Here is a 12,793-nt window from a genome sequence, read left to right as displayed (position 1 = left end):
GATAGTAAATTTCTTACGACAGGATGAAATTGGCGACAACCCTAACGCGCCGCCTTGCTCCGCCGGCCGCCGGCCTTCGGAGGACTTTCCGCGGGCGCCTGCAGCATGGCAGACAAGCGCACCACGAACGTGCGCAGCATGTGCTCCAGTTCGCCGCCGCGCTGCGCATGAAACAGCGGTTGCAGGTTCAGCGCGATCAACACCAGCACAAGTTGACCGCGCGCGCCAAACACCGGCAGCGACAGCGCGTTCACGCCCGGCAGCAGACTGCCCGACACCCACGATGCGCCTTCGGTGCGGACGTCTTCGCACAGGCGGTAGTAATCCGTCAGAGAGCGCGGCAGGCCGGGGAGGTCGTCACCGGCACGCTCGTGCAGTTCGCGTTCAACGAGCGGCAGCGTCTGCTCCATCGGCTGATAGGCGCCGAACAGGCGGCCGGTGGCGGAATTGAGCATCGGCAGGACGTCGCCGATGCGCAGGTTCACGCCAGGCGCGCCGCCGGCCTTTTCCCAATGCACGACGGTCGGGCCACGATCGCTCCAGACGGCAATGCCGATGGTGTGGCCGGTCTGGTCTCGCAGGCCGGCCAGTAACGGCCGCGTGCGGACGATGGCATCGGAGCGGTTGAGGCTGGCGAGACCCAGGCGCAGCGCAAACGGGCCAAGTTCGTAGCGGCCGGTCAGCGGGTCCTGCGACACCGCACCCACCCGCTGCAGACTCACGAGATAGCGGTGCGCCTTGGAAGGATGCATGCCCGCCGCGCGTGCCAGATCGCCGAGCGCCATCGCCCGCATGGCACGCGTAAGCGCCACCAGCAATTGCGCACCGACTTCGATGGACTGGATGCCCGAGCGGTCACGGCTTGCGCGCGCGTCTTCTGCATCGCCATCGGGTGGCAGGTCGTCTTCGACTTCCGTGGTCTCCATGTCTCGGGGGCGTATTGGCTGGACTGGGCTGGCCCAGGTCGGGCCGAGAAAGTGCTGCGAGCGTAGCACGCAGCCTCGCTCTGACGGCTACTTTTTGATTTTTATGCATTGTAGAAACAATGCTTCTAATCATAATTCACGTATACCCTAGGCGCATCTCCAGACCCTGCGGTCTATGATTGCCAGCGTTTGGTATAGCCCGGTATTAGCGCACCCCAACCCTGGCGTTTGGGCCCATACACGTTGAAAAACAATTCCCCCAACCGTAATCCACTACACCAGGAGTGACAGAATGGCCAAAGCCTTCGCCTCGCAAGCCGACCTCGAGGCCAAACAAGTCACCTTCACCCAGCTCTCCCCCAACGCTTACGCCTACACCGCCGAGGGCGACCCCAACTCCGGCGTCATCATCGGCGACGACTCGGTGCTGATCGTCGACACCACCGCCACGCCTGCGATGGCGCAAGACCTGATCGCACGCATCCGCGCCATCACTGACAAGCCGATCAAGCATGTGGTGCTGTCGCACTATCACGCGGTGCGCGTGCTCGGCGCGTCAGCCTACTTTGCCGAGGGTGCGCAGAACATCATTGCCAGCCGCGGCACGTACGAAATGATCGTCGAGCGCGGTGAAGCCGATATGAAGTCCGAGATCGAGCGCTTTCCGCGCCTGTTCGCGGGCGTTGAAACCGTGCCCGGCCTGACCTGGCCGACGCTGGTGTTCGAGCGCGAACTCACGCTGTTCCTGGGCCAGTTGGAAGTGAAGATCCTGCACCTCGGCCCTGGCCACACGAAGGGCGACACGGTGGTGTGGATTCCGTCGCAGAAGGTGCTGTTCTCCGGTGACCTCGTCGAATACGACGCCGCCTGCTACTGCGGCGACGCACAGCTCGAAGAATGGCCCGCCACACTCGATGCGCTGCGCGCGCTCGGCGCCGACAAGCTCGTGCCCGGCCGCGGCCCCGCGTTGCTCAATCCGGCCGAGGTCGACCAGGGGCTCGCCTATACGCGGGATTTCGTGTCCACGCTGCTGCAACGTGGCAAGGAAGCCGTCGCGCAGAAGATGGACCTGAAGGCCGCCATGGCGCACACGCGCGCGGCCATGGACCCGAAATTCGGCAGCGTCTTCATTTACGAGCACTGCCTGCCGTTTGACGTGACGCGCGCCTTCGACGAGGCCAGCGGCATCAAGCACCCGCGCATCTGGACAGCCGAGCGCGACAAGGAAATGTGGGCCGCCCTGCAAGGCTGAACATGAATCCCGACTTCCAGAATCGCGTCTTCGCGTATGCGCCGTGCGCCGAGCAGCAGCCCGGCGCGGCACCTGCGGCTCGCCCCGTCGTCATCGTCGGCGCGGGCCCGGTGGGGTTGGCCACGGCCATCGATCTGGCACAGCAGGGTGTGGCGGTAGTCGTCGTTGACGACGATTGCACGCTGTCGACCGGCTCGCGCGCGATCTGTTTCTCCAAGCGCTCATTGGAGATTTTCGATCGGCTCGGCTGCGGCGACTGCATGGTCGACAAGGGCGTGAGCTGGAACGTCGGCAAGGTCTACCTGAAGGACGAACTGCTCTACAGCTTTGACCTGCTGCCCGAGACCGGCCACCGCCGGCCGGCGTTCATCAACCTGCAGCAGTACTACGTCGAGGGCTTTCTCGTTGAGCGCGCGCAAGCCTTGCCGAACATCGAACTGCGCTGGAAGAACAAGGTGACGGCGCTCACGCAGGATGCCGATGGCGTGACGCTCAGCATCGAGACGCCCGACGGCACGTACGAGCAGCGCGCGCAATACGTGGTCGCCGCCGACGGCTCGCGCAGCCCGGTGCGGCACATGATGGGCCTTGAAGCCCGCGGCCAGACGTTCAAAGACCGCTTCCTGATCGCCGACGTGCGCATGGATGCGCCCTTCCCGAGCGAGCGCTGGTTCTGGTTTGATCCGCCGTTCCATCCGAATCAATCGGTGCTGCTCCACCATCAGCCCGACAACGTCTGGCGCATCGATTTCCAGCTCGGTTGGGACGCCGATCCCGTGGCCGAAAGGCAACCCGAGCGCGTCATCCCACGCGTGCGCGCGCTGCTGGGGGAAGGCGTCGAATTCGAGCTGGAATGGGTCAGCGTCTATACGTTCTCGTGCGAACGCATGGACCGCTTCCGCCACGGCCGCGTGCTCTTTATCGGCGATGCGGCACACCGCGTCTCGCCGTTCGGCGCACGTGGCGCCAACAGCGGTTTGCAAGACGCCGAAAACCTCGCGTGGAAATTGCGCATGGTGCTGGCCGGCGATGCGCCCGACACGCTGCTCGACACCTACGCGAGCGAGCGCGAGTTCGCCGCCGACGACAACATCCGCCACTCAACGCGCTCGACCGATTTCATCACGCCCAAGAGTGCGGTCAGCCGGCTCTTTCGCGATGCCACGCTGCGCCTGGCCAAGCACTATCCGTTTGCGCGGACGCTGGTCAACAGCGGCCGGCTCTCGATGCCGACGGTGCTTGAAGGTTCTCCGTTGCAGACAGCGGATGAGGCGCCTTTCGCCTGCACGCTCGTGCCCGGCGCTGTCGCACTCGATGCACCGGTACGCCATGCCGATGGCCGCGCCGACTGGCTGCTCAGCCATCTGCACGGCAGCTTCACCGCGTTGCGCTTCTGCGGCGCGGGAGAACACGTCGATGCGCTGCCGCTGCCGACGCTGGCCATCTTCCCGGCCGGCGGCATGGGCACAGTCTCGGCCAACGTGACGGCGCTGGAAGACATCGACGGGCTGGCCGCGCAACGCTATGACGCGCGCCCCGGCACGATCTACCTGATCCGGCCAGATCAGCACGTCTGTGCACGCTGGCGCGCGCTGGCACCGGCCAAGCTGGCTGCCGCGTTGCTCCGCGCCACCGGCCAGACCGCGCCTGCGGCAACGTCGCGCGCGACCGTCTCCGCTTGAGCCAATACCGCGATCACCATGCCGCTGAACACGCAACGCAACCTGCCCCGTCCGGACGATTTCTACGAGGCGCTGATCGACGCGCACCGCAACCTGAGCGATGAGCAGAGCGCAATGCTCAATGCGCAGCTCATCCTGCTGCTCGCAAACCATATCGGCGACATGGCGGTCCTGCGCGAAGCACTGACCGCGGCGCGACTGGCATTGCCAGCCACCACCACTTGAGCGCGGTCGCGTTTCAACAATCCAACACTTACGTTTGATCGTACTTGCGAGTGCGCAAAGCGCGGTGCTAGTATCCGCCCCGCTTACCGATCAACCATTTTGCACAGGAGGAAAAACATCATGCGTCACCTTGCTTTCCCCTTTGCAGGCCCTTGCCTGGGTTGATCGAATCTCTCGCGCTGTAGTTCGCAGCGTCTTCGCATTGCCCCGGCCTTCGGCCTGCCACATCAGATTTTCTTTCAGACCTGATATGGACCATTCATGGGCAATTGCATCTTGCATTTGTTCGACGGCGTCTCCCTGATCGCCTCGGACGACACCTGGATCGAAGGCGACGCGATCCGACAACTTCAAACCACCAAAGCGCTCGACGGCATGCGGCATGTGGCCGGCATGCCGGACCTGCATCCCGGTCGCGGCTATCCCGTTGGCGCTGCGTTCTTCTCCGTTGGACGCCTGTATCCGGCGCTGATCGGCAACGACATCGGCTGCGGCATGACGCTGTGGTCGACCGACGTCGATGCCAGCAAAGTCAGCCTCGACAAGCTGGAAAAGCGTCTGGGCAATATCGACACGCCGCTCGACGAAAGCTGGCGCGAGCTTGCCGCCGCGTTGGCGCCGGCGGATACGGGCTTCGATGCCGCGCTTGGCACCATCGGCGGCGGCAACCACTTTGCAGAGTTGCAGCGCATCGATGAGATCTACGATGCAGAGAACCTGCCGCTGGACCCGCGCCAGCTTCTGCTGCTCGTGCATAGCGGCTCGCGCGGGCTCGGCCAAGCCATCCTCGATGAGCACGTGCGCGCGCATGGGCACGCCGGGCTCGCGCAGGACGATGCGGCATGCGCCGCTTATCTGACGCGCCACGACACGGCGCTGCACTTTGCCAAGGCCAACCGCGAACTGATCGCGCGTCGCATGCTCGACCGCCTGCACGCGCAGGGCAAGGCGCTCCTCGACGTGCATCACAACTTTGTCGCACCGGCCACGGTGTTTGGCGAACGCGGCTGGCTGCATCGCAAGGGCGCGACGCCGTCGGATGCCGGCGTGGTCGTCATTCCCGGTTCGCGTGGCGATTACAGCTACCTCGTCGCGCCACGCCCGAGCGAGCACGGCTTGTTCTCGCTCGCCCACGGCGCGGGCCGCAAGTGGATGCGCAGCGAGTGCAAGGACCGGCTGGTCCGCCGCTTCACGCCTGCGCAGCTCAATCGCACAAAGCTCGGCAGCCACGTCATCTGCGAAGACAAGCAGTTGATTTACGAAGAAGCGCCCGAGGCTTACAAGCCGATCGAGAGCGTGATCGCGCCGCTGGTGGACGCCGGCCTGGTCAAGGTGCTCGCGCGCCTACGCCCGGTGCTGACGTACAAGACGCGCGGGGAGTGCTGCTGATGGTGTTGTTGCAACTCTCCTCTGCGCAGGGACCGGCCGAATGCGAGCTGGCCGTGGCGAAAGCGCTCCCGCGCCTGCAACGCGAGTCCGCAGACGCAGGTGTCCAGCTCGAACTGCTGGAACAGGAAGACGGTGAACGTGCCGGCACCTTGGGTTCTGCCTTGATCAGCCTGGACGGCGATGCCGAGGAGACCGTGGCGCGAGCCTGGGAAGGCACGATCCAATGGATCTGCCCGAGCCCCTATCGGCCGCGGCACGCGCGCAAGAATTGGTTCGCCGGGGTGGCGCGCTGTGCGGCGCCGCCAGAAACGCTACCGGGCGAGATCCGCTTCGAGACCACGCGTTCTTCGGGCCCGGGCGGTCAGCATGTCAACAAGACGGAGTCGGCCGTGCGGGCCACGCATATCGCCACAGGCATCAGCGTGAAGGTGCAGACGGAGCGCAGCCAGCACGCCAACAAGCGGCTGGCCGTGCTGCTGCTCGCTCATAAGCTGGCGGACCACGATGCGGCGGCCGATGCGGCACAGCGTGCGCAGCGGCGCGCGCTCCATCTGCAAGTGGAACGCGGCAACCCGCGCCGCGTGTTCAAAGGCGAAGGTTTTGCGCCGGCAGACTAGCGCGCAGCGTGCCGGGTTCCGGCAAGCTGGCCGCGCCGGTACTCGCCTTGCCGCTCCAGCATCCAACCCGGGTATTCGGGCGGAAGCTTGCTCAGTTCATCGAGTTGCGACAACTCTTCTGCCGTCAGTTCGACCTTGGTGGCGGCAATGTTGTCGTCGAGCTGCTCGATCTTCTTCGCACCGACGATCACGGTGGTGACCGCACGTTGATGCAGCAGCCAGGCGAGCGCAATCTGCGCGACCGACACGCTGCGCACCGTGGCCATGACGCGCATGGCATCGACGCAGGTGTAGGCGCGCGCCTGGTCCACCGGCGGGAAGTCGAACTTGTTGCGGCGGCTGTCTTGCTCGCCGTGCTGCTCGCGCGTGTATTTGCCGCTGAGCAGCCCGCCGGCCAGCGGGCTCCAGACCATCAGGCCGAGGCCTTCGCTCTGGAGCATCGGCACGAGTTCGCGCTCGAGGTCGCGGCCGGCGACGGTGTAATACGCCTGCAGGCTTTCGAAGCGCGCACAGCCGAGGCGTTCCGCAATCCCCAGCGCCTTGACGATCTGCCACGCCGCCCAATTCGATACGCCCACATAGCGCACGTGACCGTGTTGGACGAGCGTATCGAGCGCACGCACCGTTTCCTCGATCGGCGTGGCCGGGTCGAAACCATGGATCTGATAGAGGTCGATATGGTCGAGCTGCAGCCGCTTCAGGCTGGCCTTGATGCCGTCCATGATGTGGAAACGCGAAGCGCCGCGCGCATTCACGCTCTCACCGGTCTGGCCGAACACCTTGGTGGCGACGACCACGCTGTCGCGTGACACCTTCAGGTTCTTGAGCGCCTGCCCCGTCATCTGTTCAGCAGCGCCGTTGGCGTACACGTCGGCCGTGTCGATGAAGTTGATGCCGGCGTCGAGCGCGCGCCCGATCAGGCGCTCGGCATCGGCTTGCTGCAAATCACCAATGTGCTGCCAGATGCCGTCGTTGCCGCCGAAGGTCATCGTGCCCAGGCACAGCTCCGATACGAACAGGCCCGTCCGGCCCAGCTGGTTGTAACGCATGTGATCGACTCCAATACGGTGGGAATGGAATGCTGAGCGCACAGGCTCAGATCTCAGATGCGAGAGACAACGCAGAGGATAGGACGGACCGGCTGATCCTGCAGAACGCTCAGACAGATGCGGATGCGGGGTGATGCCGAAGGTGCCAGGAGATCGCCGCCCCGCAATCCCGCGGTCGCCTGACGCCTAGCCTTCCAGTTCGGCAAAGCGCTGCGCGACAAGGTTGCGCAGCCACTGGTTGCCGGCGTCCTGATGAAAACGCCGGTGCCAGAAGACATTCGTCTGCAACGCGGGCAGCCTGAGCGGCGGCGCCACGAACTCCAGCCCGAACGGCGGCGCCGCACGCTCGGCCAGCTTGCGCGGCACCGTCACCACCAGGTCGGTCGTGCTGACGATGTACGGCACCGCCACGAAGTGCGGCACCGAAAAGCGCGCCGACTGCGTGATCCCGGCCTTGTCGAGCAGCGGCCCGATCGCGTTGTACGGGCTGGCCGAACTCGCCACCACCAGGTGCGACGCGGCGCGAAAGCGCTCCAGCGTCAGCTTGCCTTCCGACAGCGCATGGCCGCGCCGGAACATCGTCACGTAGTCCTGCCGGAACAGGCGACGCTGGAAGAGGCTCTCGCCGGAAAGATCATCGAACGCGCCGATGGCAAGGTCGATGGCGCCAGCCTCCATTTCGGCCTTCATGTCGAACCCGCCGGCCCGCATGGTATCGATGCGCACGCCGGGCGCCTGCTCGGCACATAACTGCGCCAACACCGGCATGAAATACACCTCGCCGACATCGCTCATGGCAATCGTGAAGGTGCGCGTGGAAGTGGCCGCATCAAAATGCGTGCGCTGGCCGAAGGCGCGCTGCAGCGTGTCGAGCGCCATCGCCACCGGTTCGGCCAATTGCTCGGCAAGTGCGGTCGGCATCATGCCGCGCGGGGTGCGCACGAAGAGTTCGTCGTCGAAAGTCTGGCGCAGGCGCGACAGCGCGTTGCTCACCGCCGGCTGCGACAAGCCCAGCCGCTCGGCCACGACGGAGATGCGCTTTTCGCGCAGGATTTCCTGAAACAGCACCAGCAGGTTCAGGTCGACATCCCGCAGATTGAGCATGGCAACGCCCCCACATTCACAATATCAATATCGTGCATTCTCGCATTGATATTCCAAATTTTTACCCGATCCGGACAATACGCGCATACCAAGAATCCAAAACAGAGCGGCAACGCCGCCACCGGAGACGACCATGCGCCCTGCCCCCGCTGTTCACGAAGCCCCATCCGCGCCTATCGACCTCGCCCGGCTGATCGATCAGGGCAAGGTCGGCGGCTTCCAGATCCTGTTGCTTGCCATCTGTGGGCTGTGCCTGATCATCGACGGCTTTGATGTGCAGGCCATGGGCTATGTGGCGCCCGCCATCATCAAGGACTGGAACATCACCAAGGCGAGCCTTGGGCCGGTGTTCGGCGCGGGGCTGTTCGGCATGCTGGTCGGCTCGCTCGTGTTTGGCGTGCTGGGCGACCGCTTCGGGCGGCGGCCGGTGCTGATCGTTGCGACCTTCTTTTTTGCGGCGTGCATGCTGGCCACCACGCAGGTGGAAACGGTGAACGCCCTGCTTATCCTGCGCTTTGTCACGGGCCTGGGGCTGGGCTGCATCATGCCCAACGCGATGGCGCTGGCCGGCGAGTTCAGCCCCGCGCGCACGCGCGTGACCTGGATGATGCTGGTGTCATGCGGCTTTACCGTGGGCGCGGCGCTTGGCGGCTTTGTGAGCGCGGCGCTGCTGTCGCGCTTTGGGTGGCAGGCGGTGTTCCTGGTGGGCGGCCTGGTGCCGCTTGGCATTGGCGTGATGATGGTGCTGTGGCTGCCGGAATCCCTCCAATATCTGGTGCTCAAGGGCCATGGGCAAATGCGACAGACGCGCCATCAGCGTCTGGCTCGCTGGCTGGGCAAGCTCGCGCCGCAACTGCAGGTGAACGCGCGGACGCAATTCGTGGTGCCCGAGGCGCCCGCGCGGGGCATGCCGGTCTCGGCCCTCTTCACGGAAGGCCGCGCCAAGGTCACGCTCGTGCTGTGGGTCATCAACTTTATGAACCTGATCGACCTGTACTTCCTGTCGAACTGGCTGCCGACGCTGATTCGCGATGCCGGTTACCCGACGGATACCGCTGTGCTGGTCGCCACCGCGCTGCAGGTAGGCGGTGTGATCGGCACGCTCACGCTGGGCCGGCTGATCGATCGCCTGGGCTTTGTGCGCGTGCTGGCCGTGTGCTTCCTGATCGCCTGCGTCACCGTCGGTCTGATCGGCCATGTGGCGGCTGCGCTGCCCGTGCTCGTGGCGGTGGTGTTCGTGGCCGGCTTCTGCATCGTCGGCGGACAGCCTGCGGTAAATGCGCTCGCCGCCACGTATTACCCCACCACGCTGCGCGCCACCGGCATCGGCTGGAGCCTGGGCGTGGGCCGCATCGGCTCCGTCATCGGCCCCGTGATCGGCGGACAACTGATTGCCATGCAGTGGAGCGGCCCGGCGTTGTTCTCGGCCGCCGCGGTGCCGGCGATGGTGTCGTTCGGCATGGTGCTGGTGCTTACGCTGGCCGCCAGTGGCCCGGACGCCGCACGCTTTGGCTCACGTCGCGCAACCGGCACGCCCGCCTGATGGCCCGGTAACGACTACGCTTTCCCTGAAGACGCTCCTGACTTTTTCTCCAAGGACTTCACCATGAACATGCTCGCCCCGACGGCCAAGAACGCATTCACCCCCGCGTCGCTGGACCGGCCCGCTTACCAGAGCGGCTTCGGCAACGAGTTCGCCACCGAAGCCCTGCCCGGCGCGCTGCCGCACGGCCAGAACTCCCCCCAGAAGGCGCCGTATGGCCTGTATGCGGAACAGATTTCCGGCACGGCGTTCACCGCCCCACGCGCGCACAACCGCCGCTCGTGGATGTATCGCATCCGCCCGGGCGCCGTGCATCTGCCGTTCGAGGCCATGGCGCAGGGCCGCTTCCACAGCAACTTCAACGAGGTGCCGCCCTCGCCCAACCAGCTGCGCTGGGACCCGCTGCCCGCACCTGCCGCCGGCACCGATTTCATCGACGGCATCGTCACCTTCGCCGGCAACGGCGGGCCGGACGCGCAAACCGGCTGCGGCATCCACCTGTACGCCGCCAACGCGTCAATGACCGACCGCTTCTTCTACAACGCCGACGGCGAACTGCTGATCGTCCCGCAGCAAGGCCGCCTGCGCCTGCTGACCGAGATGGGCGTGGTCGATGTCGAACCGCTGGAGATTGTGGTCGTCCCGCGCGGCGTGCGCTTCCGCGTCGAACTGCCGGATGGCGAGGCGCGCGGCTACATCTGCGAGAACTTCGGCGCGCTCTTCCGCTTGCCCGACCTCGGCGTGATCGGCTCGAACGGCCTGGCCAACCCGCGCGACTTCCTCACCCCGCACGCGTGGTACGAAGACCGCGAGGGCAACTTCGAACTCGTCGCAAAATTCCAGGGCAGCCTGTGGGGCGCGAAGATCGGCCACTCGCCGCTGGACGTCGTGGCCTGGCACGGCAACCTCGCGCCGTACAAGTACGACCTGCGCCTGTTCAACACCATCGGCTCGATCAGCTACGACCATCCGGACCCGTCGATCTTCCTGGTGCTGCAAAGCCCCTCCGCCACGCCAGGCGTGGACACGATCGACTTCGTGATCTTCCCGCCGCGCTGGCTGGCCGCCGAAAACACGTTCCGCCCGCCCTGGTTCCACCGCAACGTCGCGAGCGAATTCATGGGTCTGATCCAGGGCGTGTACGACGCCAAGGCCGAAGGCTTCGTGCCCGGCGGCGCCAGCCTGCACAACTGCATGAGCGGTCACGGCCCGGACGCCGACACGTTCGAGAAAGCCAGCAACGGCGACACCACCAAGCCGCACAAGGTCGACGCAACGATGGCCTTCATGTTCGAAACGCCAGCCGTGATCCGCCCCACGCGCTTCGCAGCGGAATCCGCGCAACTGCAAGCCAAGTACTTCGAATGCTGGCAAGGCCTGAAGAAGCATTTCGACCCGACCAAGCCCTAAGAACTTCGCCTTGGCGCCAACGCGAGCATCCAGAAGGTGTGGCCGTACCTTGCCCTAGATGGCGCCTTGAATTTTCGTAAGCGGGCGGAAAAAAGAAGGACCGCTGTCTGAGCGCAGCGAGTTTCGGTCCTTCTCCGCCCGGTTACGGAAATTCAAGGAGTCTTTCGCCATCTCGGGCGCGCCTTTCTTTGCTTACTTTCTTTGGCAAGACAAAGAAAGTAAGTCGCCCCCCGGCAGGGGGTGAAACAAGGGATGCACCAGCAACGTCAAGCAATAACCGACTCAACAAACAAACCACCGCCCCATCATGACCACCCGCCAACTAAGCTGGCTAGAATCCGCCAACACCCCCGACACCCATTTCCCCCTGGAAAACCTGCCCTTCGGCATCTTCTCCACCAAGGAAAACCCGTCGCCACGCGCAGGCGTGGCCCTTGGCGATCAGGTCATCGATCTCGGCGTGCTGGATGACGCCGGCCTGCTCCCCGCAGCAACACGCGGGACGTTCCGCACCGGCAAGCTCAACACCTTCATCGCCCTCGGCAAGCCCGTCTGGGCGGAAACGCGCAAGAAGCTGCAAGCGCTGTTCAGCGTGACCGACACGCACGTGCGCGACAACGCCACGCTGCACGCTCGCGCGCTGGTGCCGCAAGCACATGCCGTGATGCACCTGCCGATCGACATCCCCGGCTATACGGATTTCTATTCGTCGCGCGAGCACGCAACCAACGTCGGCCGCATGTTCCGAGATCCCGAGAACGCGCTGCTGCCCAACTGGCTGGAAATCCCGATCGGCTACAACGGCCGCGCCAGCTCCGTGGTGGTGAGCGGCACACCGCTGCATCGCCCGATGGGCCAGATCAAGCTGCCCGACCAGCCGCGCCCGATCTTCACGGCCTGCCGCAAGCTGGACTACGAGCTTGAGATGGCCTTTGTGGTCGGCAAGCCCAGTGCGCTCGGTGAGCCGGTTTCCGTGGACGCAGCGCCGGACCACATGTTCGGCGTCGTGCTGCTCAACGACTGGAGCGCGCGCGACATCCAGCAATGGGAATACGTGCCGCTCGGCCCGTTCAACTCGAAGGGATTCGGTACATCGATCTCGCCGTGGATCGTGACGATGGAAGCGCTGGAGCCGTTCCGCGTGGACAACCCGGCGCAATCGCCCGAGCCGCTGGAGTACCTGCGCCAGAGCCGGCCGAACGCCTACGACATCGCCCTCGAAACCGCGCTGCGTCCGCACGGCGGCGAGCGCACGACGATCGCCCGCACCAACTTCCGCGCGATGTACTGGACGATGGCGCAGCAGCTTGCACACCACACTGTGTCCGGCTGCAACGTGCGCGTGGGTGACCTCATGGGCTCGGGCACCATCAGCGGAACGACACCGGATTCCTACGGCAGCCTGCTGGAGCTGACTGTCAACGGCAAGCAGCCGCTGGACCTCGGCAACGGCACCACGCGCGCCTTTCTGGAAGACGGCGACGAAGTCACCATGACCGGCTGGTGCCAGGGCGATGGCTATCGCGTGGGCTTTGGGGAAGTGCGCGGCGAGATTCTGCCGGCGCGCAGTGTGAAGTAATGCGGTGTGGAGCGACG

11 protein-coding genes are annotated in these 12,793 nt (G+C 65.1%); 8 read left to right on the top strand and 3 right to left on the bottom strand.

Features of this window, described 5'->3' with window-relative positions; all coding sequences use genetic code 11:
• Positions 1 to 41: 41 nt before the first annotated feature.
• Positions 42 to 926, bottom strand: a complete 885-nt coding sequence (locus R2676_RS12580) for an IclR family transcriptional regulator (RefSeq protein WP_206271987.1) — start codon at positions 924 to 926, stop codon at positions 42 to 44.
• A gap of 292 nt (positions 927 to 1,218) precedes the next feature.
• Here R2676_RS12580 and R2676_RS12575 point away from each other — a divergent pair, with 292 nt between their 5' ends.
• From R2676_RS12575 to prfH, 5 genes are all read left to right on the top strand, one after another.
• Positions 1,219 to 2,178, top strand: coding sequence for an MBL fold metallo-hydrolase (locus tag R2676_RS12575; protein ID WP_206271986.1), 960 nt, complete (start codon positions 1,219 to 1,221; stop codon positions 2,176 to 2,178).
• Positions 2,179 to 2,180: 2 nt separating this feature from the next.
• A complete protein-coding gene (locus tag R2676_RS12570) occupies positions 2,181 to 3,860 on the top strand; it encodes an FAD-dependent oxidoreductase (RefSeq protein WP_206271985.1) in 1,680 nt (559 codons plus the stop codon).
• Positions 3,861 to 3,878: 18 nt separating this feature from the next.
• Positions 3,879 to 4,085 carry a DUF2783 domain-containing protein gene (locus R2676_RS12565; protein ID WP_206271984.1) on the top strand — a complete coding sequence of 69 codons (207 nt, stop codon included), beginning with the start codon at positions 3,879 to 3,881 and terminating at the stop codon, positions 4,083 to 4,085.
• Between the two features lie 261 nt (positions 4,086 to 4,346).
• Positions 4,347 to 5,474: an RNA ligase RtcB family protein gene (locus R2676_RS12560; protein ID WP_206271983.1), complete on the top strand. Its 1,128-nt coding sequence runs from the start codon at positions 4,347 to 4,349 to the stop codon at positions 5,472 to 5,474.
• Positions 5,474 to 6,091: a peptide chain release factor H gene (prfH, locus tag R2676_RS12555; RefSeq protein ID WP_206271982.1), complete on the top strand. Its 618-nt coding sequence runs from the start codon at positions 5,474 to 5,476 to the stop codon at positions 6,089 to 6,091. Before R2676_RS12560 ends, prfH begins: the two co-directional genes overlap by 1 nt.
• Here the strand turns inward: prfH and R2676_RS12550 are convergent.
• A complete protein-coding gene (locus tag R2676_RS12550) occupies positions 6,088 to 7,140 on the bottom strand; it encodes an aldo/keto reductase (RefSeq protein WP_206271981.1) in 1,053 nt (350 codons plus the stop codon). The genes prfH and R2676_RS12550 overlap by 4 nt on opposite strands.
• 186 nt (positions 7,141 to 7,326) lie before the next feature.
• Positions 7,327 to 8,244 (bottom strand): LysR family transcriptional regulator, encoded by a 918-nt coding sequence (locus R2676_RS12545; RefSeq protein ID WP_206271980.1) that lies wholly within the window; start codon positions 8,242 to 8,244, stop codon positions 7,327 to 7,329.
• Positions 8,245 to 8,377: 133 nt separating this feature from the next.
• On the opposite strand from R2676_RS12545, the gene R2676_RS12540 reads away from it, so the two are divergent.
• The 3 genes from R2676_RS12540 to fahA all read left to right on the top strand — a co-directional run bounded on the left by R2676_RS12540 (position 8,378) and on the right by fahA (position 12,776).
• The gene (locus R2676_RS12540) at positions 8,378 to 9,787 is read left to right on the top strand and encodes an MFS transporter (protein WP_206271979.1); all 1,410 of its coding nucleotides are present in this window, start codon (positions 8,378 to 8,380) and stop codon (positions 9,785 to 9,787) included.
• Between the two features lie 63 nt (positions 9,788 to 9,850).
• On the top strand, positions 9,851 to 11,197 hold the full coding sequence (gene hmgA / locus R2676_RS12535) for a homogentisate 1,2-dioxygenase (protein WP_206271978.1): 1,347 nt from the start codon (positions 9,851 to 9,853) through the stop codon (positions 11,195 to 11,197).
• Positions 11,198 to 11,504: 307 nt separating this feature from the next.
• Complete coding sequence (gene fahA / locus R2676_RS12530) at positions 11,505 to 12,776, top strand: fumarylacetoacetase (RefSeq protein WP_206271977.1); 1,272 nt, start codon at positions 11,505 to 11,507, stop codon at positions 12,774 to 12,776.
• Positions 12,777 to 12,793 lie beyond the last annotated feature (17 nt).

Origin of the sequence: Ralstonia flatus, from assembly GCF_958439105.1 — a bacterium.
GTDB classification, from domain to species: domain Bacteria; phylum Pseudomonadota; class Gammaproteobacteria; order Burkholderiales; family Burkholderiaceae; genus Ralstonia; species Ralstonia flatus.
This window is presented reverse-complemented; position numbering and strand designations above follow the sequence as displayed.